Origin of the sequence: Brevundimonas vesicularis (genome assembly GCF_027105095.1) — a bacterium.
Taxonomy (GTDB): Bacteria; Pseudomonadota; Alphaproteobacteria; order Caulobacterales; family Caulobacteraceae; genus Brevundimonas; species Brevundimonas vesicularis_E.
In genome coordinates this window covers 690,255-714,255 of sequence record NZ_CP114278.1, presented here as the reverse complement: position 1 = coordinate 714,255, position 24,001 = coordinate 690,255, and the positions used below count along the sequence as shown (strand labels likewise).

General features: G+C 67.6%; 21 protein-coding genes. 9 read left to right on the top strand and 12 right to left on the bottom strand.

Annotated features, from left to right (window positions below):
• Nucleotides 1–26: 26 nt before the first annotated feature.
• Both lpdA and O2K97_RS03445 read right to left on the bottom strand, forming a co-directional pair.
• Nucleotides 27–1,433 carry a dihydrolipoyl dehydrogenase gene (gene lpdA, locus O2K97_RS03450; RefSeq protein WP_269220459.1) on the bottom strand — a complete coding sequence of 469 codons (1,407 nt, stop codon included), beginning with the start codon at nt 1,431–1,433 and terminating at the stop codon, nt 27–29.
• Nucleotides 1,434–1,611: 178 nt separating this feature from the next.
• Nucleotides 1,612–4,431 carry a TonB-dependent receptor gene (locus tag O2K97_RS03445; protein ID WP_269220458.1) on the bottom strand — a complete coding sequence of 940 codons (2,820 nt, stop codon included), beginning with the start codon at nt 4,429–4,431 and terminating at the stop codon, nt 1,612–1,614.
• Between the two features lie 241 nt (nt 4,432–4,672).
• On the opposite strand from O2K97_RS03445, the gene O2K97_RS03440 reads away from it, so the two are divergent.
• The gene (locus O2K97_RS03440) at nt 4,673–5,773 is read left to right on the top strand and encodes a phytase (RefSeq protein WP_269220457.1); all 1,101 of its coding nucleotides are present in this window, start codon (nt 4,673–4,675) and stop codon (nt 5,771–5,773) included.
• A gap of 180 nt (nt 5,774–5,953) precedes the next feature.
• Nucleotides 5,954–6,748 (top strand): hypothetical protein, encoded by a 795-nt coding sequence (locus O2K97_RS03435; protein ID WP_269220456.1) that lies wholly within the window; start codon nt 5,954–5,956, stop codon nt 6,746–6,748.
• A gap of 84 nt (nt 6,749–6,832) precedes the next feature.
• Here O2K97_RS03435 and O2K97_RS03430 read toward each other — a convergent pair whose 3' ends face one another.
• From O2K97_RS03430 to O2K97_RS03410, 5 genes are all read right to left on the bottom strand, one after another.
• A complete protein-coding gene (locus O2K97_RS03430; protein ID WP_269220455.1) occupies nt 6,833–7,105 on the bottom strand; it encodes an HPr family phosphocarrier protein in 273 nt (90 codons plus the stop codon).
• Entirely contained in the window at nt 7,102–7,506 is a 405-nt protein-coding gene (locus tag O2K97_RS03425) for a PTS sugar transporter subunit IIA (RefSeq protein ID WP_017506133.1), read from the bottom strand. The genes O2K97_RS03430 and O2K97_RS03425 overlap by 4 nt, the downstream gene beginning before the upstream one ends.
• Nucleotides 7,507–7,626: 120 nt before the next feature.
• Nucleotides 7,627–8,055, bottom strand: a complete 429-nt coding sequence (locus O2K97_RS03420) for a serine kinase (RefSeq protein WP_331276137.1) — start codon at nt 8,053–8,055, stop codon at nt 7,627–7,629.
• On the bottom strand, nt 8,052–9,662 hold the full coding sequence (locus O2K97_RS03415; protein ID WP_269220454.1) for an ATP-binding protein: 1,611 nt from the start codon (nt 9,660–9,662) through the stop codon (nt 8,052–8,054). The genes O2K97_RS03420 and O2K97_RS03415 overlap by 4 nt, the downstream gene beginning before the upstream one ends.
• A complete protein-coding gene (locus O2K97_RS03410; RefSeq protein WP_017506130.1) occupies nt 9,631–10,335 on the bottom strand; it encodes a response regulator transcription factor in 705 nt (234 codons plus the stop codon). Before O2K97_RS03410 ends, O2K97_RS03415 begins: the two co-directional genes overlap by 32 nt.
• A 254-nt stretch (nt 10,336–10,589) precedes the next feature.
• Here O2K97_RS03410 and O2K97_RS03405 point away from each other — a divergent pair, with 254 nt between their 5' ends.
• The gene (locus tag O2K97_RS03405) at nt 10,590–12,308 is read left to right on the top strand and encodes a hypothetical protein (protein ID WP_269220453.1); all 1,719 of its coding nucleotides are present in this window, start codon (nt 10,590–10,592) and stop codon (nt 12,306–12,308) included.
• Nucleotides 12,309–12,314: 6 nt separating this feature from the next.
• Here O2K97_RS03405 and O2K97_RS03400 read toward each other — a convergent pair whose 3' ends face one another.
• The 3 genes from O2K97_RS03400 to ahcY form a co-directional block, all read right to left on the bottom strand.
• Nucleotides 12,315–12,686 (bottom strand): zf-TFIIB domain-containing protein, encoded by a 372-nt coding sequence (locus tag O2K97_RS03400; protein ID WP_269220452.1) that lies wholly within the window; start codon nt 12,684–12,686, stop codon nt 12,315–12,317.
• A gap of 454 nt (nt 12,687–13,140) precedes the next feature.
• Complete coding sequence (locus O2K97_RS03395; RefSeq protein WP_419466102.1) at nt 13,141–14,310, bottom strand: NAD(P)/FAD-dependent oxidoreductase; 1,170 nt, start codon at nt 14,308–14,310, stop codon at nt 13,141–13,143.
• Nucleotides 14,311–14,406: 96 nt separating this feature from the next.
• Nucleotides 14,407–15,798, bottom strand: coding sequence for an adenosylhomocysteinase (gene ahcY, locus O2K97_RS03390; RefSeq protein WP_017506126.1), 1,392 nt, complete (start codon nt 15,796–15,798; stop codon nt 14,407–14,409).
• Nucleotides 15,799–15,993: 195 nt separating this feature from the next.
• Here ahcY and O2K97_RS03385 point away from each other — a divergent pair, with 195 nt between their 5' ends.
• From O2K97_RS03385 to O2K97_RS03375, 3 genes are read left to right on the top strand one after another with little or no spacing between them, the layout of a single operon-like run.
• Complete coding sequence (locus O2K97_RS03385; protein ID WP_269220450.1) at nt 15,994–17,478, top strand: methyl-accepting chemotaxis protein; 1,485 nt, start codon at nt 15,994–15,996, stop codon at nt 17,476–17,478.
• Between the two features lie 43 nt (nt 17,479–17,521).
• Nucleotides 17,522–18,553, top strand: a complete 1,032-nt coding sequence (gene bioB / locus O2K97_RS03380; RefSeq protein WP_269220449.1) for a biotin synthase BioB — start codon at nt 17,522–17,524, stop codon at nt 18,551–18,553.
• A 24-nt stretch (nt 18,554–18,577) separates the two neighbouring features.
• Nucleotides 18,578–18,976: a Tat pathway signal protein gene (locus tag O2K97_RS03375; RefSeq protein WP_269220448.1), complete on the top strand. Its 399-nt coding sequence runs from the start codon at nt 18,578–18,580 to the stop codon at nt 18,974–18,976.
• A gap of 9 nt (nt 18,977–18,985) precedes the next feature.
• On the opposite strand, the gene O2K97_RS03370 is transcribed toward O2K97_RS03375, so the two are convergent.
• Nucleotides 18,986–21,163: a primosomal protein N' gene (locus tag O2K97_RS03370; RefSeq protein WP_269220447.1), complete on the bottom strand. Its 2,178-nt coding sequence runs from the start codon at nt 21,161–21,163 to the stop codon at nt 18,986–18,988.
• 30 nt (nt 21,164–21,193) lie between these two features.
• Here O2K97_RS03370 and fsa point away from each other — a divergent pair, with 30 nt between their 5' ends.
• The 3 genes from fsa to O2K97_RS03355 are packed head-to-tail and all read left to right on the top strand — an operon-like array spanning nt 21,194 to nt 23,509.
• Nucleotides 21,194–21,847, top strand: a complete 654-nt coding sequence (fsa, locus tag O2K97_RS03365; RefSeq protein ID WP_269220446.1) for a fructose-6-phosphate aldolase — start codon at nt 21,194–21,196, stop codon at nt 21,845–21,847.
• A gap of 37 nt (nt 21,848–21,884) precedes the next feature.
• Nucleotides 21,885–22,598 carry a DUF484 family protein gene (locus O2K97_RS03360; protein WP_269220445.1) on the top strand — a complete coding sequence of 238 codons (714 nt, stop codon included), beginning with the start codon at nt 21,885–21,887 and terminating at the stop codon, nt 22,596–22,598.
• Nucleotides 22,580–23,509, top strand: coding sequence for a tyrosine recombinase XerC (locus O2K97_RS03355; RefSeq protein ID WP_269220444.1), 930 nt, complete (start codon nt 22,580–22,582; stop codon nt 23,507–23,509). The genes O2K97_RS03360 and O2K97_RS03355 overlap by 19 nt, the downstream gene beginning before the upstream one ends.
• Here O2K97_RS03355 and O2K97_RS03350 read toward each other — a convergent pair.
• Nucleotides 23,506–23,850: a hypothetical protein gene (locus O2K97_RS03350; RefSeq protein WP_269220443.1), complete on the bottom strand. Its 345-nt coding sequence runs from the start codon at nt 23,848–23,850 to the stop codon at nt 23,506–23,508. The genes O2K97_RS03355 and O2K97_RS03350 overlap by 4 nt on opposite strands.
• Nucleotides 23,851–24,001 lie beyond the last annotated feature (151 nt).

Here is a 24,001-nt window from a genome sequence, read left to right as displayed (position 1 = left end):
CCCGCGTCTTTCGACGCGGCTTAGGATCAGGCCTGCATCATCCAGCCTTCGACATCCATGGCCGCCTGACGGACAGCTTCCGAACGGGTCGGGTGGGCGTGGCAGGTGCGGGCGATGTCTTCCGACGCGCCGCCGAAGCTCATGGTGATGGCGGCCTCGTGGATCATTTCGCCGGCTTGCGGGCCCATGATGTGGACGCCCAGCACCTTGTCGGTCGCGGCGTCGGCCAAAACCTTCACGAAGCCATCGGTCTCGTGATTGATCTTGGCGCGGCTGTTGGCGGTGAAGGGGAATTTGCCCTTCTTGTACTGAACGCCGGCCGCCTTCAGCTGGTCCTCGGTCTGACCGACCCAGGCCACTTCGGGGAAGGTGTAGACGACGCTGGGCACCAGCGCATAGTCGACGTGGCCGTATTTGCCGGCGATGGTGTCGATCACGGCGACCGCGTCTTCTTCCGCCTTGTGGGCCAGCATCGGACCATGGGTCACGTCGCCGATCACCCAGACGCCGTCCGCGACCTTGAAGTGATCATGGTCGATGAAGCCGCGCTTGTCCGGCGTCACGCCGACGCTCTCCAGGCCCAGACCATCCGTGTACGGACGACGGCCGATCGCGACCAGCACCACGTCGCCCTTGATCGTCTCGGCGACGCCGCCGGCCGACGGCTCGACGGTCAGTTCGACCCCGTCCTTGCCCGACTTGGCGGCCGTGACCTTGGCGCCCAGTTTGAAGCTCATGCCCTGTTTGGTCAGGGTGCGCTGGAAGGCGGTGGCGACCTCGGTGTCCATGCCGGGCGTGATCCGGTCCAGGAACTCGACCACCGTCACCTCGGCGCCCAGACGGCGCCAGACCGAACCCAGCTCCAGGCCGATGATGCCGGCGCCGACCACGATCAGCTTCTTTGGCACGGCCGGCAGCGACAGGGCGCCGGTGGAATCGATGACCTTGCCGTCTTCGAAGGCGACGCCCGGCAGCGGGGTCGGCTCCGAGCCGGTGGCGATGACGATGTTCTTGGCGTCCAGCGTCTGGACCGAGCCGTCGGCGGCGGTGACTTCCACCTTGCCCTTGCCGACGATCTTGCCCTTGCCCTTGATCCAGTCGGCCTTGTTCTTCTTGAACAGGAACTCGATCCCCTTGGTCAGGGCGGTGACGCTGTCGTCCTTGGCCTTGTGCATCTGGTCCAGGTGCAGCTTGGGCTGGACCTCGATGCCGATCTTGGCGAACTCGGTATTGGCGGCGTTCCACAGTTCCGACGCATGCAGCAGGGCCTTGGATGGCATGCAGCCGACGTTCAGGCAGGTGCCGCCGAGCGTCGAACGCATCTCCACGCAGGCGACCTTCAGGCCCAGCTGGCCCGCCCGGATCGCGGCGTTATAGCCGCCAGGGCCTCCGCCGATGATGACGACGTCGTAGGCGGCGGTGGCTTCGGCCATGGTATCCTCTGGTCTTCTGGCGCGCGGGGAAAGGCGCGCGGACACTAGCGCCGACCCCGCACGGGTCAACCGCTGGACCCCATATGGGGCCGCGTTTCGACCAATTGCAGAGGGTCAGACGACGAAAAAGGGCCGTGCGTCGCCGCCCGGCCCCTTCGATCATGTCTGACCGGCGCGCTCAGAGCTTGAAGCGTACGCCCAGGAAGACGTTGTAGCCGAACTTCTCGTACTCGTAGGTCCGCTCCTTGACGCCGTAGTAGCGCACGCCCGCGCTGTCGGTCAGGTTCTTGGCCTCGCCGAACACCTCCACCCCATTGCCGAAGTCATAGCTGGCGGTGAAGTCCAGCTGCTCGCGCCCTTCGACATAGAGGTCCAGATCGGCGTCGTCGGCATTGATCTCTTCCAGATAGTCCCCGCGCTTGGTGTAGGACAGGCGCGCGCTGAACCCGGCCATTTCGTAGAAGAGGGCGGCGTTGTAGTTCGTGTCCGACTGGCCCGGCAGGGCGAAGGTGTCGCGACCGCCGTAGGATTGGGCTGTTTTGATCTCGGCGTCGGTCCAGGTGTAGTTGGCGAAGACGCCGAAGCCCGACAGCAGGCCCGGCAGGAAATCGAACTTGCGCTGCAGGTTCAGCTCCAGGCCCGCCAGATGGCCCTCGGGCGCATTGATCGGGGTCTCGAAGTCGGCGTCGTAGACCGTGCCGTCGATGGTCACCTGCTCGCTGTATTTCAGGGTGTAGCGATAGTCGGTCAGGTCCTTGTAGAAGGCGTTCGCCGACACCACGCCCAGCGAGGCGAAGTAATATTCCAGGCCCAGGTCGATATTGTTCGACAGGGCCGGCTGCAGATCCGGGTTGCCGATCTCGTAGGAGATGTCGGACCCATCGGTTTCCTCGATGCGACGCGGCACGATCTCGCTGAACTCCGGACGCGAGATCGAGCGCGTCAGGGCGAAACGGCCGATCAGATTGTCCGAAAAGGCGTGGCGCACCGTCAGGTTCGGGAAGAACTCGGTGTCGTCCCGGCTGACCTTGGCCATCTGGAACGGAGCGCTGCCGTCGTTGTCGATCAGGGCCGCCGCTTCACCGTCGAACCTGGTGTTTTCCACACGAAGGCCGACGATGACGTTCGTCGCGCCGATGTCGAAGCGCGCCTGGGCATAGCCCGCCAGAATGTCTTCCTGGGCGCTGTAATCGGCCGCGATCGAATCCGGCAACCGAATGGGCGAGGCGGCGCGCACCCGCGCGAAATAGTCGTCGGCCTTTCCAGCGTCGAACTTGAAGCCGAGGTCGTAGTCATAGTTGCGCGACTGACGGTCGCTTAGCATCGAAGCCAGCGTGCCAGGGCTCGCGGCGGCGGCGCGGTTGCGATAGCGCTGCTCGTCGGCGTTGATCTCGCGGGTGTTGAACTTGGCGCCGAACTTCCAGGTCACGTCACGGCCGCCGAACTGGCTGGGCAGCTCGAAGTTGGTCTTGAAGGCGACGTCTTCCTGCTTGGTCGTATTCTCGCGGAAGGCGTTCTCGCGGAAGCTGAACCGTGTCGGGTCACGATAGAAGCCGGTCGGATCGCTGAACACCGAATAGGTCGGACTATAGTGATCGCCGGTGTCGTAGCTCAGCGTCGTGCCGCTGGAACGGTACAGCAGCTCGTTGCGGTTCGGATAGGATTGCTCGCTGTCGGCCCATGACAGGCTGGCGTCCCAGACCGCGCCGTTTGCAAACGTCTTCTCGCCGCCCGCGACGAGGGTGGTGATGTCGTTCTTCTGCGTGCGGTGGCGCAGCTGGCGGGTGATGCGCGCACCGGTGTAGGTCGCCGTCGTATTGGTCGCACCCGGCTGCAGCGTGCCGTCCGAATAGATCAGCCCCAGCGTGTTTCGGTATTCGTCGTCCTCGAACTGGGCGAACGACCCCCGCAGATAGGCGCGGACATCATCGGCAGGCCGCCATTCCAGAGCGCCGGTCACGGCCTGGCGGGTGCGCTTGGTCTCGTAGTCCTTGAACAGGGTCTCTTCGAGCACGAAGACATCGGCGCCGTTCTGCTCTTCCTTCACCCAGGCGTTCTCGACGTTGTCGGGCCGGCGGTTGGTTTCGGAATAGCTGACGGACAGCAGGGCGCCGAACGTCTCGTTTGCGAAGACGTTGGACGCGGTGGCGCCGGCGCGCACGTCCTCGCCGCCATAGTCGTTATAGCTCCCACCAGCATAGCCGCTGATGGCCAGGCGACGACGGTCAAACGGGGAACGGGTCTTGATGTTGACGGCGCCGGCGATGGAATCGGCTTCCTGGCTGGGCAGCAGCGTCTTGGAGACTTCGATGTTCGCGACGATGTCGCTGGGCAGGGTGTCCAGATCGACCGCACGGGTGCCGGGATCGACCGCGGGAACCTGCACCCCGTCCACCGACACGGCGGTGAAGGCGGCAGGCGCGCCGCGCACATTGATGTAGCGGCCTTCGCCCTGGTCGCGCTGGATGGCGATGCCCTGAACGCGTTGCAGCGATTCCGCCACGTTGGGGTCGGGGTAGCGGCCGATGGCGTCGGCCGACAGGACGTTGACCGTGCCGTCGGCGTTCTTCTGCTGGTTCAGCGAGCGAGCCACGCCGTCGGTGATGACGCCGGTCACGATCACGTCGGCCACGTCCGTGGCGGATTGCGCGCCCAGGACGATGGCGACATTGGCGTCTTCACCCGGCGTCGTGACGACCGTCTGGCTGGTCGAGGGCAGGCCCAGATAGTTGACCTCCAGCACCATGGAGCCGCTGGCGGTCGGCAGGGTGAACTCGCCCTGGGTGTTGGTCACGGCCCGCTGGCCCGTCCCGCGCACCAGAACCTCGGCGCCCGGCAGGGGCGCGCCGGCGGCGTTGGTCACCCGGCCGTAGATCACGTCGCCGGCGACCGCAGTTGAGACCGAGGCCACGGCGTCGACATCAGCATGGGCGGGCATGGCCAGCGGCGCCAGGATCATCGGCGCGATCGCGGCGCCCATCAGCAGGTTCAGTTTCATGTCAGGTCCCCTTCGGCGAGCGACGTTTCGCTTCAGCCGATGGAGGGGCCGCTTAACCTTTGGCGGCGACGCGACCGCGACGATTCCACGACGCCTCGTTCGCGGTTTTCCGACGGAACGGCGACGCTTGATCCCTTGACGGACCATCAGTCATCAAACCGACGCCGAACCGTCACGCCCGCGCCGTTGACGCGCAGACGGCTTGCCGACAGGGACGCCTCCAGATCGTCCGGAGACCGACATGCGCCCTTCCCTCGCCCGCTCGCTGAGCGCCTGCGCCGCCCTGGCCCTGCTCGCCGCCTGCGCCACGCACGCGGTCGATTACCAGGGCGAGGGCGCGGGCCTGGTCGGTCCGGGCGCCCCCGTCATGGCCGCGCTGGAAACCCCGTCGGTCGGCACGGCCGGTCTGGACGCGGCCGACGATCCCGCCGTCTGGGCCTCAGCGAACCCGGTCACGATCATGGGCCAATCCACGCCCGGCTTCGTCGCCGGCACGGACAAGAAGTCCGGCCTCTACATCTACGGCTTCGACGGCCAGATCCTGCAATTCCTGCCCGAGGGTCTGCTGAACAATGTCGATGTGGTCGAGGGCCTGTCGGTCGGCGGCCGTCCGCAGGTGGTGCTGGGCGCCAGCGACCGCACGCCGGGCAAGACCGGCATCTCCCTCTACACCTTCGACCCGGCCGGTACCGGCCAGAACGGCGTGCGCTATTGGGGCGCGGTCGCCACCGACGTGGTCGAACCCTACGGCTTCTGCTTTGCGCGTCGCGGGGCCGAGGTTCACGCCATCCTGGTCGGACACGAGGGCGAGCTGCGCCAGTTCGTCCTGGGCGTGGACGCCGCCGGCCAGCCCACGGCGCGTCTGGTCCGCACCGCCGAGATCGGAACCATCTCCGAAGGCTGCGCCGCCGACGAAGCTGCCGACGCCCTCTATATCAACGAGGAGAACGTCGGCCTGTGGCGCTACGGCCTGAACCCGGCCTCGGGCGCGGCCCGCACCCTGATCCAACCCATCGCCAAGGACATCCTGGTCGCCGACGCCGAAGGCCTGACGACGATCGCCGACGCCTCGGGCCGCTACTTGATCGCCTCCAGCCAGGGCGACTCCACCTTCCCCGTCTGGCGCATCGACGGCCCGGCGCCCGAATACAAGGGCCGCTTCAAGATCGTGGACGGCGCGGTCGACGGCGTCACCGGCACCGACGGCCTGGCGGCCGCCAGCGGTCAAGTCGGCCCCTTCCCCGGCGGCCTTGTCGTTATCCAGGACGACGTCAACGACGTGGGCACACAGAACTTCAAATACGTCGACTGGCGCGACATCCGCCGGGCGCTGGGGCTTTAGACGCCGTCTCCTTCCATCCGCGAGCGCGGTTCGTGCAGGCCGGCATCGCCTTGCAGCTTCGATTTGAGGCCGGAAGTCGAGCTCGGGTGTGCAGCTTGTCGTCATCATCCCCGGCAAAGGCGTCAGTGGTCAGTCGACCGATTGAAGCTATACTGACGGAAACTCACGACGGTGTGCGCCATGATGGAACTCCTTTTTGCGATGGCCCTCGCCGTGCAACGACCCGAGCGAACACTGCAGCTGGCGGAGGTCAAACAAGCCGATCCTATGGTGCTGGCTCCGAAGATGTTGCCGCCTGAGACGTCGGAGCAGATCACCGGCGGCTGGGTGCGCCGCTACTGGGCGCCCGGGCAGATGTACCAGGCGCTATTCTGGGAAAAGTCTCTGCCTGAGCGAGACGGAATCTGCGCGCGGCGGGTTCATTTGGTCTCGGCCGGCAATCCAACCGCGCCCGGAAATCCGGACGATCCTGAAACCGTGTTGACAGTAAGCGACCTGGGCTCGGGAGTGCAGTATGGACCGTCCTATCCCGAGCCGGCGACAGAGGCGCGGTGCGCCGAGTTGACCGGCTATATTGGCGCGTCTCAGGGCCAGGTGGACAACCAGTTGGCGGCGCTCGACCGGCTGACAGAGACGATGCGGCTGGCGGCTGGGACAGCTGATCTGCCGTTCGCCCTAGAGTGTGATCCGCAGGAGTCGGCCACGGCCTGCAACGATCCAAGGCGGGCCTTGGCGGAGCTGCCCTTGGATAAGCTGTTGCGAGTTCAGCCAAGCCGTCCGTTGCCGCCGCGTAACGCTTCGACGCCGCCGGGGCCGAGGCTCTTCGTGCAGACGGACGCGCCGAAGAACTGGAACGCCGCCGAGGTCGAGTTCGACACCTCGGGACCCGGCGCCAGGTCTTGGATCGTGACCCTAACTGGTGACGAGCGCGTCGAAACCGTGCGGCTTCGGTCGGCGATGATAATCCGTCACTGACTTGGTCAATCGCCTCATTTGAGTCGGGTGCCACACCGCTGAAGCCTCCGCCATCGGATCAAATCCGAGGGTGATGATCGCCGCCTACTGATCCTCGTCGAACTTGCGCCCAACAAGGTCGGTAAGGGCTTCCATCGCCTCTTCCGCGTCAGGGCCTTCGGCGGAGACGTCGATGCTGCAGCCGATGCCGGCGCCCAGCATCAGCAGGCCCATGATCGAGCGGGCGTCCACCGTCACGCCGTCTCGGGTGACATGGATCTCGCTTTCGAAGCTGGAGGCCAGTTTGACGAACTTGGCCGAGGCGCGGGCGTGCAGGCCGCGCGTATTGCAGATGTTCAGGGTCGCGGTGACGGTCATTTTTCGCCTGCGAGCACCCAGGACGCGACGGAGATGTATTTGCGGCCCGCGTCCTGTGCATGGGCGACGCAGGATTCCAGCGTTTCGCGCCCACGCACGCTGGCCAGTTTGATCAGCATGGGCAGGTTCAGGCCTGCGATGACCTCGGCGCGCGTCTGTTCCATCACCGAGATGGCCAGGTTCGACGGCGTGCCGCCGAACATGTCGGTCAGCAGGATGACCCCTTCGCCATCGTCCACGGCCGCGGCCGCGTCCACGATGTCGCGACGCCGACGCTCCATATCGTCGTCGGGCCCAATGCAGATGGCCGCGACCCCGCGCTGCGGGCCGACCACATGCTCCATGGCGGAGAGAAACTCGGACGCCAACCCGCCGTGGGTGACGATCACCAGACCGATCATGAGGACTTCACTCGCATCCCGCCCCGAACCGTCCCAGGCATTCCCCCGCCCGGCAAGGGAGGCCGGACGCCGCCCTCTATGGACCGCAAGGGGCGTGTCATAGACCCGTCTTTCGGGGTTTCAAAGCGTCCCCAACGCCGCTGCGACCACATCGACGGCCGAAGCCGGTCGGGGATCCAGCGCCAGCAGGGGCAGATCGACCCCCGCGAAAGCCCGTGTCTGCGGCTCCGGAAGCCGTTCAACCCCTTCCGCCACACAGGCCACGGCCAGCGCCACGCGACAGACCGGGCGTGTTCTGGCGGCCACGATTCCGAGGCCGCGCACCTCGATCCGACCGGCGATGGAGGTCGGCGCCGACGCATGAACGGTCCCGTCGGAGGCCCAGACCTGGGTGTAGTCGTCGCTGACCAGTCGCCAGCCGCGCCCGATCAGCCGCAGCGCCAGATCGCTCTTGCCCGCGCCCGACGGTCCCAGGATCATCACCCCCTGCCAGGCCCCGCGCCGGCGCACCGCGACGGTGGTGGCGTGGATCGGCTGGCCCGGGATCACGACCAGCGGCCGACCGACGGGAAGACGATCTCGAACCGCGCCCCGCCTTCGGACTTGTTTTCGGCGTGGACGCGACCGCCATGCGCCTCGACGATCTGACGCACGATGGATAGGCCCAGGCCCGAGTTGGAGCCGAACACCGCGCCTTTGGGCCGCGAGGTGTAGAACCGCTCGAACACCGTCTCCAGATTCTCGGCCGGAATGCCCGGCCCCTGGTCCTCGACCCGGACCCGGATCGGCAGGTCGTCCCCGATGTCCTCCAGCGTCACCCGCACCACGCCGCCTGGGGGGCTGAACGAGCGGGCGTTGTCGATCAGGTTGCGGAAGACCTGCCCCAGCGGCCCATCGCGCCCCATGACCCGCAAGGCCTGTTCGGGCGCCGTGAGCACGACCGGAATGTCGCCGGGCTTGGCGGTCGTCTCATAGACGCCGACGATATCGACCAGCAGCCGGTTCAGATCGACCGGCCGCGGACGATCCCGCGACAACTCCGCATCCAGCCGCGAGGCGTTGGAGATGTCGGTGATCAGCCGGTCCAGCCGACGCACGTCCTGCTGCAACAACGCCGTCAGCTTCTCACGGTGCGCATCGGTCTTGACCAGCGGCAGGGTCTCCAGCGCCGAACGGATCGAGGTCAGGGGGTTCTTGATCTCGTGCGACACATCGGCCGCGAACCGTTCGATGGCGTCCATCCGCGTCGACAGGGTGTCGGTCATGGACTCCAAGGACCGCGCCAGATCGCCGATCTCGTCCTTGCGATCCTCGAGGTCCGGCAAGGAGATGGCCCGGGCGCGTTGCAGCTTGACCTGATCCGCCGCCGCCGACAGCCGCATGATCGGCCGCGCCACGAACAGATGCAGCAGCAGCGATCCCAAGAGATTGACCCCCAGCGCCACCAGGGCGAACGGGAACAGCGCCTGCCGCTGGGCGCCCAGGATTTCGTCCACGTCCCCGGATTCGACGGTCAGCACGCCCAGCACCTGACGCACATGGCGCACGGGGATGGAGACGGAGACGACGCGGTCGCCGGATTCGTTGCGGCGCAGGGTCGATTGGGGCGAGCCGTCCAGCGCGGCCGCCACCTCGGCCGCCAGTTCGCTGTCGGCGCGCGCGACGCGGCGCTCTGACAGCAGATTGGCCTTGTCGGCGTCCTCGGTCGCCGTTCCAGCCGGCTGCGCGTCGGGCAGGGGCCGCCCGCCGATGGCTTCCGTCACCTGATAGCTGTCGACCAGCAACAGGCCGTTCACATCATACAGCCGCACCCGCTGGCCCGCCGGAATGAAGCGATCGGTCAGCCAGATCGATGCACGGATGGGGTCCAGTTCGGGCGTCGGCTCACCTCGCGTCACGCCTTCTTCTCGCAACACATTGGCCAGCAGCTCGGCCTGGACCGTCAGCGATTCCTGACGCGCCTCGATCAGGCCGGGACGCCATTCGTTGATCGCCAACGCCCCGCCGAACAGGATCAGCAGGCTGAGCAGATTGAGCACCAAGATGAAGCCGCCCAGCCGCGACCCGCCGAAGCGGAACAACGGCCGGCGCTGGGGCTCCTCGCCGGGCTCGCGCCCGCCCGGTTCAGCTCTCGCGGTAGCGGTAGCCGACGCCATACAGGGTCTCGATCGCGTCGAACTCATTGTCCACGGCGCGGAACTTCTTGCGCATCCGCTTTACGTGGCTGTCGATGGTGCGGTCGTCGACATAGACCTGGTCGTCGTAGGCGGCGTCCATCAGGTTGTCGCGGCTCTTCACGAAGCCGGGACGCTGGGCCAGGGCCTGCAACAGCAGGAACTCGGTGACCGTCAGCTTGACGGGCTTGCCGTCCCAGGTCGACTCGTGGCGCGCCGGGTCCATCGACAGCTTGCCGCGCTTGATCGCCCGGCCCGACACCTCGGCCGCGGCTTCAGGCTCGCCGCCGTCGGCGCCCGTGCGGCGCAGAAGCGCCTTCACCCGTTCGATCAGCAGACGCTGGCTGAAGGGTTTGTGGATATAGTCGTCGGCGCCCAGGTTGAAGCCCAGGATTTCGTCGATCTCCTCGTCCTTGGACGTCAGCATGATGACCGGAATCTGCGAGGTCTGGCGCAGGCGACGCAACACCTCCATCCCGTCCATGCGCGGCATCTTCACGTCCAGGATCGCCAGATCGGGCGGCGAGGATTCCAGCGCGGCCAGACCCGAGGCCCCGTCATGATAGGCGGTGATCTTGTGGCCATGGCTTTCCAGCGCCAGCGAAACGGACGCCACGATGTTCTCGTCGTCATCGACCAGAGTGATGTTGGCCAAGGTTGTCTTCTCCTGAACTTTACGTTCCCGCGAGCGAGAACGCACAGCAAGCGTAACCGTTCGATCTCGGTCACATTAGGGCTAGAGCGTTTCGGGTCGAATGAAAATCGCTTGCAACCCGAAAGCGGTTCGGTGACAGCCAGATGGTCACGGCGCCGCCTCGTTTCAACGCGCGCGCACCGTTGATCCGGCGCGCCCAGAAACATTCCGGCGTGAAAACCTCGCCTTAAAGGCTTGGGATGCAGGATCGGCCCATGGCGGGTCCGATCCATTACGAAGTCTATGTCCGCAAGAGCGCCCCGTCGTCTTGGACGCTGCTGATCGCGACCGAAGACCGCAAACACGCCATCGAGACCGCCGAGGAGCAGCTTCGGGACCGTCTCGCCATCGCCTCGCGCGTGACCAAGGAGACGCTGGACCCCGAGACGATGGAGTTCAGCTCCCTGACCATCCTGACGCTCGGCGCGCCGGAGGAGCGTAAGAAGAAGGTCGCCGACCCGGCCACGCCGCCGGCCTGCAGCAGTCCGGCCGAACTCTATTCGCCCCACGCCCGCGCCCTGATTGGCCGGGTGCTGGAGGACTGGCTGAAACGCGAGGGCGTGACCGCCTTCGAACTGCTGCACCGGCCCGATGTCGCCGAACGGCTGGAGGCGGCCGGGGTCGAACTTCAGCACGCCATCCAGAAGGTCGCGGTCCCCGAAAGCCAGGCCACGGGCCAGGACGTGCACGGGGTCGTGCGCCACTATCAAAAGCTGGTCGAGCAGGCGATGGCGCGGCTGCGCAAGGCCGGGCGCGACAGCGCCTTTCCATCGCTGGAGGACCGCTCCATCGCCGATCTGGCCCATCGGCTGGCTGGCGCGCCGGATCGCGCCTTCGTCATGGGCGGCGTCGTCGCCGGCGCGCTGAAGGATCTGCGCGGCGCCCGCACGCGGCTGGGCGCCCTGATGGACCTGATGGACGCAGCGCCCGCCGAGGGCCCGCCGCGCGCCCTCGTCGTGGTGGCGGTCGAGCAGATCGCCGCCGAAATGCTGGCGGTGCGAACCAATCTGACCGAAGTGCTCGGACCGTCGCTGGACCAGGGCGCCAATCTGGCGGCCATCGTCCGCATGGTCGCGCCGGCCGAGATGGATACGCTTTTACGCATGGACCCGCGTCTGGCGCTGATGATGCCGCAGGTGGAGGGGCCGGCCGCCCGCCTGGGGCTGCATCTGGCGTCCGGCGACTTCCCGCTGCTCGGCGCCTCGCTGGCGCGGCTCGTCACGCTGGAGCTGACCAGCCCGCGTCGGCTGCGCCCCGCCGACCCCGCAGGCGAGATCGACATCCTGCGCCTTCTCGCCATGGCCCTGACCGCCTCGGCGGGGCGCCTGCTGACGCTGGAAGAGGTCCAGACCGCCTTCATCGAACGCTCCAAGAGCCTGGTCACGGCCGATTTCGTCGGCGCCTACGTCAATCCCTGCGAGACGGTGCTGGCCGAGGCCGAGCATCTGACGCGGTTGTGCGAAAACGTGACGGGCGGCGCCAACAAGCGCGCCGCCGCCCGCTGGCTCAGCGCCTGCATCGGCTCGCTGCGTTTCGAAACCGAAATCCGCCAGTCCGTCCCCGGCGGTCCCAGCGCCTCGCACAAGCTGGCGACGCTGGCGCGCCTGCAGCGCTCGGTCCAATCCGCCAAACTGGGCGAGCACGATGAACATCAGATCATCGAGGCCATCGGCGCCGTCGGCGGCAATCTGGAAGCCGACGCCAAACTGGTCGCCCAGATCATCCGCGCCCAGGTGACGGCGCCCCAGAAGCTGACGGCCCTTCTCAAACTGGCCACCGGCGAAGCCGGCCCCTTGGGGCCTGTCGCCGACCGCGCCCGCGCCGAAGCCATCAAACTGCTGCGTTCGCCCGATGTCCGCACGGCCCTGGCGGCGGCGCCGGAAGGCGTCACGGCGATCAAGGGACTGATGCAGCAGGCCGGGCTGGCGGCCTAACCGACCTCAGTCGAAGATGTCGAAGATGCTGTCGCGCTTCTTTTTCTTGTAGCGATAGTCGTCGTCGCGATGCCGGTCGTCGCGATATTTGTCGCTCCGGTAGCCTCGATCGTCGCCGCGATACGGCTGTGACGCCCCGCCGCCCCACGGTTGGGACTGGGGCTGTGCATAGGGCTGCGGCGGCGGCGCATAGGCCTGCGGGGCGGGCGCGACCGGGGCTGTGGCGCGGCCCTCCTCGACGGCGGCGGCCATCAGCTTTTCCAGCTCGCCGCGATCCAGCCAGACGCCCCGGCAGTCGGGGCACATGTCGAACTGGACGCCATTGCGCTCCAGCGTCTGCATGGCGGCGTTGTCGTTGGGGCACATCAGAAGAGGCATGTCGGGCTCCGATCGAAAAAGAATGGGCGGTCGATGCGACAGGCCAGGAGGGGAAAGCTTCGCCGCATCGACACGCCCGTGCGGTCCGACATCGCGTCGCACGATCCGGCGCAAGGAAGGGGGACGCCAGACCGCGAGAACGCCAGAGGGGCCCGTTCCGCCCCTTCAAGCTAGGCGCCGTCGCCGCCCGCCGCCATGCGTCGCGGGGCCGCAGGGGGGCGTCGGCCGTCCCTGCCATCCTATCAGCGACGACGATCGCGAGATTTTACCACGGCTTACGAACGACCAACGACCCTTCGCCTGTCATGGTCCTGAACCGTGTTAGAATCGAGCCCCGGTCTTTGACATCCTCGCGCGCCGCCAGAACGCGCGCCGAAATAGACAGATTAGACGAATTAGACGGTGTTTTTGTCAGCGGACCCGCCGACCAAAGTGCACAGATTGCACTCAAATTCTAGCAGACCTGCCCAGCGGCCCAGCTCGACGACCAGGCCCACTGGAAATTATAGCCGCCCAGCCAGCCGGTCACGTCCACCGCCTCGCCGATGAAATACAGACCCGGGACCGTTTTGGCCTGCATCGTCTGCTGGTCCAGCGCGGCCGTATCCACCCCGCCCAGCGTCACCTCGGCGGTTCTGTAACCCTCAGACCCCACGGGCTTGACCGCCCAGGCGTTGACCGCCTGATCCAGCCGCCGCAGCACCTTGTCCGACAGGTCCGCCAGATTGCCCGACACCCCTTCGCGCTGGCACAGGCTCTCGGCTAAACGCCGCGGTACGATATGGCCCAGCGCCGTATGCACGGCCTGTCTGCCGTTCAACGCCTTGGCCGCCTTCAACTCCTCGAAGACGTCGTGGCCTGGCGCCATCGAGGCCACCACCGCCTCGCCCTCGCGCCAGTAGGAGCTGATTTGCAGAATGGCCGGACCCGACAGACCGCGGTGGGTGAACAGCATCGCCTCATCAAAGCTGGCCTTGCGCGCCTTGTCCGTCGGAGCCGAAGACACGCGCGCCTCCACCGCCACCCCCGCCAGCGGTGTCAGCGTCTCCAGCAGTCCCGCCTCGAACGTCAGCGGGACCAGCGCCGGTCGGGTCTCGGTGACGCGAATGTCGAACTGGCGCGCGACCTCATAGGCCCAGCCGGTCGCCCCCATCTTGGGGATCGATTTGCCGCCGGTCGCCACGACCAGCGACGCCGCCGTGACCTGTGATCCGTCCGACAGTATCGCCGTAAAGCCGTCGCCGGATCGTTCGATCCGCGTCACGCCGGTCTTCAGGCTCAGGGTCACGCCGGCCGCCGCCATGTCGTCGGTCAGCATACGGACGATCTGCTTGGCGCTGTCGTCGCAGAACAGCTGGCCCAGAGAGCGCCCGTTTTGGGTCTTCTCGTGCCAGGCGATCCCGGCCCTATCGATGCGCTTGACGAAGTCGTGCTGGGTGTAGCGGCGCAGGGCCGAGGTCGCGAACCGTGGGTTCTCGCCCAGGAAGTTCGCCGGTCCGCAGCCCAGATTGGTGAAGTTGCAGCGTCCGCCGCCCGAGATGCGGATCTTCTCGCCCGGCCGATCGGCATGGTCCACGACCCTGACCCGCCGCCCGCGTCGCCCGGCCTCGATGGCCGCCATCATCCCGGCCGCGCCGGCCCCGACCACAAGGACGTCGACGAGGGCGTCCGAAGACGCCCTCGTCACTTGGAACCTCGCGGTTCCAGCCTCGGGGAGAGCTTAGTAACGGTAGTGATCCGCCTTGAACGGGCCTTCGACCGGCACGTTGATGTAGTCGGCCTGGTCCTTGGTCAGGACGGTCAGCTTGGCGCCCAGCTTGGCCAGGTGCAGCATGGCGACCTTCTCGTCCAGGTGCTTGGGCAGGGTGTAGACCTTGTTCTCGTACTTGTCGGCGTTGGTCCACAGTTCGATCTGGGCCAGCGTCTGGTTGGTGAAGGACGCCGACATCACGAAGGACGGGTGGCCCGTGGCGTTGCCCAGGTTCACCAGGCGGCCTTCCGACAGCAGGATGATCTTCTTGCCGTCCGGGAACTCGACGTGGTGGACCTGCGGCTTGATCTCGTCCCACTTGAAGTTCTTCAGACCGGCAACCTGAATCTCCGAGTCGAAGTGGCCGATGTTGCAGACGATGGCGTTGTTCTTCATCTGCCGCATGTGGTCGACGGTGATGACGTCCTTGTTGCCGGTCGTCGTCACATAGATGTCGGCGCGGCCGGCGGTGTCGTCCAGCGTCTGGACCTCATAGCCTTCCATCGCGGCCTGCAGGGCGCAGATCGGGTCGATCTCGGTCACGATCACGCGGGCGCCGCCCTGACGCAGCGAGGCGGCCGAGCCCTTGCCCACGTCGCCGTAGCCGCAGACCACCGCGACCTTGCCCGACAGCATGACGTCGGTGCCGCGACGGATGGCGTCGACCAGCGATTCCCGGCAGCCGTACAGGTTGTCGAACTTGGACTTGGTGACGCTGTCGTTGACGTTGATGGCGGGGAAGGGCAGCTCGCCCTTTTCGGCCATCTGATACAGGCGGTGCACGCCCGTGGTCGTCTCTTCCGACACGCCGCCGATGGCGTCGCGGATGGCCGAGTAGAAGCCGGGCTTCTCGGCCAGATAGCGCTTCATGACCTTGAAGAGGGCCTCTTCCTCTTCGTTCTGGGGATTGGCCAGAACCGAGATGTCCTTCTCGGCCTTCGGACCGAGGACGCACAGCAGGGTGGCGTCGCCGCCGTCGTCCAGGATCAGGTTCGGATAGCCGCCGTCGGCCCATTCGAAGATCTTGTGGGCGTAGTCCCAGTATTCTTCCAGCGTCTCGCCCTTGGTGGCGAACACCGGCGTGCCGTTGGCGGCGATGGCGGCGGCGGCGTGGTCCTGGGTCGAGAAGATGTTGCACGAGGCCCAGCGCACTTCGGCGCCCAGGGCTTCCAGCGTCTGGATCAGGACCGCCGTCTGGATGGTCATGTGCAGGCTGCCGGCGATGCGGGCGCCCTTCAGCGGCTGGCTGGCGCCAAACTCGTCGCGCAGGGACATCAGGCCCGGCATTTCGGTTTCCGCGATCTCGATTTCCTTGTTGCCCCAATCGGCCAGGGTGATGTCGCGAACGATGTAGTCGGTCATGGCTTGGGCTCCCGGCCGAAGGATGGATTTGGCGCCTCATAGCCTGAGCGGCGCTTCGGGGCAATGATCGCATAAAGATATCCTTATACGATCCGCCAAAACCCAAGCTCTGCGTTAACGGCTGCAAAAGCCTTACTGGCTACAGGGGTATCGCCGTGACGGGGGCGTCCGGCCAGTTCGTGAGAGTACAAGCCGATGTCCGAAGTCCAGATTCAGCAACGCACGACCTTCGCCGGCCTGTCGCAGCCCACGCCAGCCTATCGCGCCATGCAGGACATTCTGCGAGCCGCAGCGCCGGGCGCCCTCGACGCCTTCTACGACCGCATCCGCGCCACCCCCGAGACGCGGCGTTTCTTCCGCGACGAAGCCCATATCAACCGGGCCAAATCCGCTCAGGTGGGTCATTGGGACGCCATCATCGAGGGTCGGGTCGATGATGACTACGGCCGCGCCGTCACCGCCATCGGCCGCGCCCACGCCCGGATCGGGCTGGAACCGCGCTGGTATATCGGCGGCTACGGCGTGCTGCTGGCCGAACTGATCAAGGCGGTGGCGACCCGCCCGCGCAAGCCCCTCGCCGGCGCCGCCCACGACCGCACGACCGGCGAGGCCGTCGCCGAACTGAGCCAGCGCGCCCTGTTGGACATGGACCTGGCGATCTCCACCTATCTGGACGCCCTGCAGACCGAGCGGGATCAGGTCGCCGCCGCCAAGGCCAAGGCGGACGCCGAGCAGGCGCAAGTGGTCGCCGCCTTGGGCCAGGCGCTGAAGATGCTGGCCGGCGGCGATTTGGCCGTGGAGGTTCAGGCCGATTTCCCGCCTGAGTATGAAACGCTCAAGACCGACTTCAACGCAGCCACAGCCAGCCTGCGCCAGGCCTTTGGCGCTGTGGCCGAAGGCGCCCAGGCGGTTCGCACGGGTTCGGACGAACTCGCCACGGCCTCCAACGACCTGGCCAACCGCACCGAACGCCAGGCGGCCGGGCTTGAGCGCACCGCCGCCACGACTGAGGAGATCGCCGAAGGCGTCGAACAGGCGGCGATGGGGGCCCAGAATACCGCCCAGGCCGTCGTCGCCGTTCGTCGCGACGTCGAACATGGCGAGGCCGTCGTCGACGAGACGACCCAGGCCATGACCGCCATTCGCGACTCGTCCGTCGAGATCGCGCGCTTCACCTCCCTGATCGACGAGATCGCCTTCCAGACCAATCTGCTGGCCCTGAACGCCGGCGTGGAGGCGGCTCGCGCGGGCGAGGCCGGTCGCGGCTTCGCCGTCGTGGCGACCGAGGTCCGCGCCCTGGCTCAGCGCTCCGCTGAGGCCTCCGGCGAAATCCGCACCCTGATCGCCACCTCGGCCGCCCAGGTGGCGCGTGGCGTCGAGCTGGTTGAACGCGCGGGCCAGTCCTTGCACAGCATCGGCCAGCGGGTCGCGGCGGTCGACGATCTGGCCGGCGGCATGGCGGCGGCGTCACGGCATCAGGCCGACCGCTTGTCGGAGGTGCGCCAGGCCCTCGGCCAACTGGACGAAATCACCCAGCAGAACGCCGCCATGACCGAACAGGCCACCGCCGCCAGCCGCCAGCTGGCCAACGAGGCCGAGACCCTCTCCCGCCAGATCGCCAGCTTCCGCTTCAACGAAACGGACGCGCCTTACCGGCCTCAGGCGCGTCACGCGGCCTAGCGACAGCTTTCCTCGAACGGTCGGCGAATGCTAGTCGTGGGATATGGCCGATGATCTGTCCCGCCCCGTTCAAGCCCGCCTCGACGCGGCGCAACCCCGCCACGACTGGACGCTGGAGGAGGTGGAGGCGTTGTTCGCTCGCCCCTTCATGGAACTGGTGTTCGACGCCGCCACCGTCCACCGCCGCTGGTTCGACCCCAACCAAGTTCAGAAGTCGCAACTGCTGTCGATCAAGACCGGCGGCTGCGCCGAGAACTGCGGCTACTGCTCGCAATCGGCCAGCTTCAAGACCGGGCTGAAGGCCGAGAAGCTGATGGAGCCGAGCGCGGTCATCGCCGAGGCCATGGCCGCCAAGGCCGGGGGCGCCAGTCGCTTCTGCATGGGCGCAGCCTGGCGAGACCTGAAGGATCGCGACACACCCAAGCTGGCGGCGATGATCTCGGGCGTGAAGGCCCTGGGGCTAGAAACCTGCGCCACCCTGGGGATGCTGACCGCCGATCAGGCCAAACAGCTCAAGGACGCGGGGCTCGACTACTACAATCACAACCTCGACACCGGCCCCGACTACTATGCCGAGGTCGTCACCACCCGCAGCTATCAGGACCGACTGGACACGCTGGAGCACGTTCGCGACGCGGGGATGAGCACCTGCTGCGGCGGCATCGTGGGCATGGGCGAGGCGCGGCGGGATCGCGCCGGCCTGCTGCACGCCCTGGCGACCCTGCCGGTCCATCCCGACAGCCTGCCGGTCAACGCACTGGTCCCCGTCACGGGAACGCCGCTGGGCGAACGCGTCCTGAAAACCGGCGAGATCGATCCGATCGAGTTCGTCCGCACCGTCGCCGTCGCCCGACTGGTCTGCCCCAAGGCGATGGTGCGCCTCTCGGCCGGGCGCGAGACCATGAGCCCGGAGCTGCAGGCCCTGTGCTTCCTGGCCGGCGCCAACTCCATCTTCGTCGGCGGCAAGCTGCTGACCACCCCCAATCCCGACCAGGACGAGGACGCGCGACTGTTCGCGCTGCTGGACCTGCAACCCATGCCGGTGGGCGCTCCCGATCAAGCAACTGCGAGTTAAGGGATTGGCGCTAGGGCTGTCGGCATGGAACGCCGCGCTCTTCTCGGTCTCGCCGTCGTCGCGACGGCCGCCGCTTCGACACCCGCCCGCGCTTCGAGCGGCGGCGCGGCGCCGTCGGCCGACACCTATGTCCGTCTGCCGGTCATCACCGCCTCGATCATCCAGGCCAGCGGCCGGCGGGGCGTGCTGACCATCGAAACCGGGGTCGACGTGCCCGATGCGACCCTTCGCACCCGCGCCCAGCAGTCCGCGCCGCGCCTGCGCGCCGCCTACAACACCGCCGCTCAGCGCTTCGCCAACGGGCTGCGTCCCGGCGTGGTGCCCGACATCGACCAGCTGTCGGCCGCGCTTCAGGCGGCGACCAACGCCACCCTGGGCCGCCCCGGCGCCCGCCTTCTGCTTGGGACCGTTATGGCGGTCTGACTTCCGCCTCTAGAGGAAGGAATAGGGATCCACGTCCACCGTCAGGCGGACGGAGCCCGGCACCTTCACCCGCTGAAGCCACGCGCGCAGGAAGGCCTGGAGGTTCACGTCCCGATCGGCTCGCACCAGCAGCCGTTTGCGCCGGCGTCCCCGCACCAGGGCGAGCGGCGCGTCAGCGGGGCCATAGACCTCCAGCCGCTCGGCGTTGGGAATGGCCTGGGCCAAGTTGTTCGCCGTCTTCTCGACGGCGGCCGCATTCTCACTGGACAGGATGATCGCCGCCAGCCGGCCATAGGGCGGCAGGGACGCGGCTTCGCGCTCGGCCATTTCCGCCTCGACGAAGGCGTCGCGATCGCCGGCCGCTAGCGCCATCAGCACCGGATGCTCGGGCGTCCAGGTCTGAAGCAGCGCCCGCCCCGGCCGGTCCGCCCGACCCGCCCGGCCCGTCGCCTGGGCCAAAAGCTGATACGTCCGCTCGGCCGCGCGCAGGTCGCCGCCCCGCAGGCCCAGGTCCGCATCCACCACGCCCACCAGCGTCAGGCGCGGGAAGTTGTGGCCCTTGGCCGCAGCCTGCGTCGCCACCAGAATGTCGATCTCCCCGTCCGTCATCTTCTGGATCAGGGCGCGGGCCGATCGGGCGTCCGGCGCGGTGTCGGAGCTGAAGACCGCGGTGCGCGCCTCGGGGAACAGCTGGCGCACCTCTTCCTCGACCCGCTCGACCCCTGGCCCGACCGAGACCAGCGAATCCTCGGCCCCGCACGAGGGGCACAGCTTGGGCCGAGCCATCGAAAAGCCGGTCAGGTGACAGACCAGCCGCCCGGTATAGCGATGCTCGACCAGCCAGCTGTCGGTGTCCGGCGCCGTCAGCCGATGGCCGCAGGCGCGGCACAGGACCACAGGAGCATAGCCGCGCCGGTTCAGGAAGAGCAGGGTCTGCTCACCCCGTAGCAGGGTTTCGCCGATGGCCAGGCGCAGCGGCTGCGACAGCCAGGTCTGCGGGTCGGGCGTGTTCTGCCTCAGGTCCAGCAGGGCGATGTCCGGCAGGACCGCCGTCCCGTGCCGCGCGCCAAGCTTCAGCCAGTCGTAGCGCCCGCTCTGCGCGTTCCACAGCGTCTCCAGCGACGGCGTCGCAGAGGCCAGGACCACCGCCGCCCCCTCGATCCGCGCCCGCGCCACGGCCAGGTCGCGGCCGTGATAGACCAGACCCTCCTCCTGCTTGAACGAGCCGTCGTGCTCCTCGTCCACGACGATCAGGCGCAGATTGATGAAGGGCAGAAACAGGGCCGAACGCGCCCCGACCACGATGTTGCAGCGCCCGGCGACAACCGCCTCCCACACCTGACGACGGCGCGGCGGGGCGACGCCGGAATGCCATTCGGCGGGGGCGGCGCCGAACCGGGCCGTGATCCGCTCGATCAGGGCCTGGGTCAGAGCGATCTCGGGCAGCAGGATGAGGATTTGCGCGGCCGGATCGGCCCGCAGCACCCGCGCGATCGCCTCCAGATAGGCCTCGGTCTTGCCCGATCCCGTCACCCCATCCAGGAGGAAGGGGCGGAAGTCGCCACCCGCTACGCCCTCCGCCATCGCCGTCGCCGACGCCGCCTGGTCGCCGTTCAACGCGGCGGGCGCATGGTCGGGGTCGGGCCGGTCGAACGCCGCCTCGGCCGCGATCTCGATGATCTCCAGCACGCCCTCATCGATCAGGCCCTTAACCACGCCCGATGACACGCCCGCCGCCCGCGCCAGGTCGGCCGGCGGCATGGCGCGATCGCCCAGGGCCTCCAGCACGCCCGTCCGGGCCGGGGTGGCGCGCGACGGTGACCGCTCGCCTAGGCGTCGCACCCGGCGTTCCGGCCGGGGTCGAGGCGCGCGCAAGCCCTTCAACGCCGTCGCCGCCATCTCGCCCGGCGCCGACAGGGTCCAGCGTCCGGCCCATTCCACGAAATCCATCACGCCCGCAGGTAGCGGCGGATCGTCCAGGCGGCTGTCGATCGCCTTCAGTCGCCGGTTTGAGCCTGTGGTTTCGAACACCTCGGACACCACGCCCCGGATCAGGCGCGGCCCCAGCGGCACGGCGACCTGATCGCCCCGCGCCAAGTCTCCGTGGGCCAGGCTCAGCGCCTCGGGAACCTCGTAGTCGAAGGCCTCCGGCACCGGCAGGGGAATGAGGACCGAGGCGACTTTCACCGAACTGCGCCCTCGGCTATGAAGCCGCCCATGAAACTCTTTCTCGATACCGCCGACGTCGCCGTCATCAAGGACATGGTCCCCACCGGAATGGTGGATGGCGTCACCACCAATCCGTCGCTGATCGCCAAGTCGGGTCGGAACATCGCCGAGGTCATCGCCGAAATCTGCGCCCTGGTCGAGGGGCCTATTTCCGCCGAGGCCGTCTCGCTCGATTTCGAGACCATGGTCAAGGAAGGCGACAAGCTGGCCGCCATCGCCCCGAACGTGGTGGTGAAACTGCCCCTGACCTGGGACGGCCTGCGCGCCTGCCGCGTCTTCACCGACAAGGGCATCAAGACCAACGTCACCCTGTGCTTCTCGGTCGCCCAGGCGCTGCTGGCCGCCAAGGCCGGCGCCACCTTCGTCTCGCCGTTCGTCGGACGTCTGGAAGACAACGGCGCCGACGGCATCGGCCTGCTGGAAGAAATCCGCGTCCTGTATGACGTCCATGGTTTCGAGACCCAGATCCTGGCCGCGTCCCTGCGCAATGTGGGCCATGTCGCCGCGGCCGCCGTCGCAGGATCGGACGCCGCCACCTTCGGCGCCGACACATTTAAGGCCTTGGTGAACCACCCGTTAACCGACAAGGGTCTTGATGCCTTCGTGGCGGACTGGGCCAAGACGGGTCAGTCTATTCTGTAGCATCGCGGTTCCCGGAGAGGTCTGTTTGAGCGGCTCGTTGGACCTTTTCGAAACGTCGGAATCGGACGCGACGCCCCATATCGGCGACGGCTTGCATTGGCCCGACGTGCGCGGCTGGCTGCAGACCCATCCCCAGACCCTGCTGGACGACCGCTCCCTGCTGGAAGAGATCGGTCTGCGGCCGCACGGCCGCAACGTGGTCGAGTTTGGCGCCGCCGCCCTGACACGACTGGAGGCCGTGGTCGAGCGCGAGACCGGCGCCCGGCGCGAGATCGAACTGATCGCCCGCGCCAACTTCGCCGCCCAGACCCAGACGCACGTCGCGACCCTGGATCTGATGGAGGCCCGGAACCATTCCGACCTAGCCCGGCGTCTGGACGCGGCGGCGCAGGGGCGGTTCGGCTTGGCCGGCGCCGCCATCGCTCTGGAAAAACCGGGCGGCGTACCCTTCGGCTGGCGCGCCCTGGAAGAGGGCGATGTCGACAACCTTCTGAGCGAGCACGGCCTGACCTGGCTGGGCCCGATGATACAAGGACTGAATTTCTTCGGCGCGGCCGAGGAACAGGTGCGGTCCATCGCCCTGGTCCGCATGGCCCCGCACCTGACGCCGGGCGGACCGCCCCGCCCCTGCATCTGCGCCTTCGGCTCGCCGGAGCCCGAAGGCTTCACCCCCAACATGGGCTGCGAACTGGCAGCCTTCCTGGCGCGGGTGACGGAGCGGATGGCCGAGCGATGGCCGGTTCTCAACTAGCCGCCTCCGACGCCCTGCGCGCTTGGCTGGATCATCTGGCGCACGAGCGTCGGCTGTCGCCGCGCACGCTGGAGGCCTATGGCCACATCGGACGCCTCTATGTCGCCTTCCTCGAACACCATCGCGGCGAGACCCTGTCGCTAAAGGACATGGGGACGATCACCGCCGCCGAGGTCCGCGCCCACATGGCCGAGCGGCGCTCAGGCGATCACCCGCTGGCAGCCCGGTCGCTTAGCCAGAGCCTGTCGGCCATTCGCGGTTTTCACGCTTTCCTCGACCGGCGGCTGGACACGCCCGCCCCGCAGCTGGCCCTGGTGCGCGGTCCCAAGGTCAAGCCGTCCCTGCCCCGGCCGGTGACCGAAGATCAGGCGCGCGGCCTGCTGGCCGAACCGGACGCCGATCCCGGCGCCGAACCGTGGGAGGCCGCGCGTGATAGAGCTGTCCTGACCCTGCTCTACGGCTGCGGCCTGCGGATCTCCGAGGCCATTTCCCTGACCCGCACCGATGCGCCGCTGGGCGAGACGCTGCGCATCGTGGGCAAGGGGTCAAAGACGCGGATCGCGCCGATCCTGCCCGCCGTGCGCACCGCAGTGGACGTCTATCTGGCTCTACTGCCCTTCCCGCTCCAGCCCGCCGACGCCCTGTTCCGCGCGCGCCGCGGCGGCCCCTTGAGCCCCCGTCACGTCCAGGCCTCGGTCCAGAAGCTGCGCGGCCGGCTAGGTCTGCCGGAGCGCACTACGCCTCACGCCCTACGCCACAGTTTCGCGACCCACCTGCTGGGCGCCGGGGCCGATCTGCGGTCGATCCAGGAACTGCTGGGCCACGCGAGCCTGTCGACGACCCAGAAATACACCGGCGTCGATGCGGATCGCCTCTTGAACGCCTATGCGGCCGCCCATCCCCGCGCCTAGCGACGCGGCGCGGGCGGAGCCGGCGGCACGCCGACATCGGGCTGCGCCGGCATCAGGTTTCGACCCAAGGCTCCCTGATCCGGCACGGCGTAGCTGATCGGCAGGGGGCAGTTGTTCTGGTCGCGCCGGTCCAGCAGCAGATAGCGCCGGACCTGTCCGTCATCGAGCGATCGATCCAGCGTCATGGCGCCTGCGCCGCCTTGCCGAGCCTGCATCAGCGGATCGCCGCAACGCTGCGTGTTCTCCCTTGGTGCGGAAACAACGACAGGATCCCGGCCGGTGATTGCGCTGGAAGACGCCGCCGCAGGGTCGGACAAGGCCAGCATAAGCAAGGTCAGCATCGCATCCTCCTGTTTTGGCTGGGACGATACGCCGACAACCCTCGATTGGCCAGACGGCGCCGAACGCCGGGCGGGAAGGCGCAGCCTCGCTGAGACACGACGGACAAGAATATGTCTCAGGCTCTTCGCCAAAAGCGCGTAGCCTGCCCTG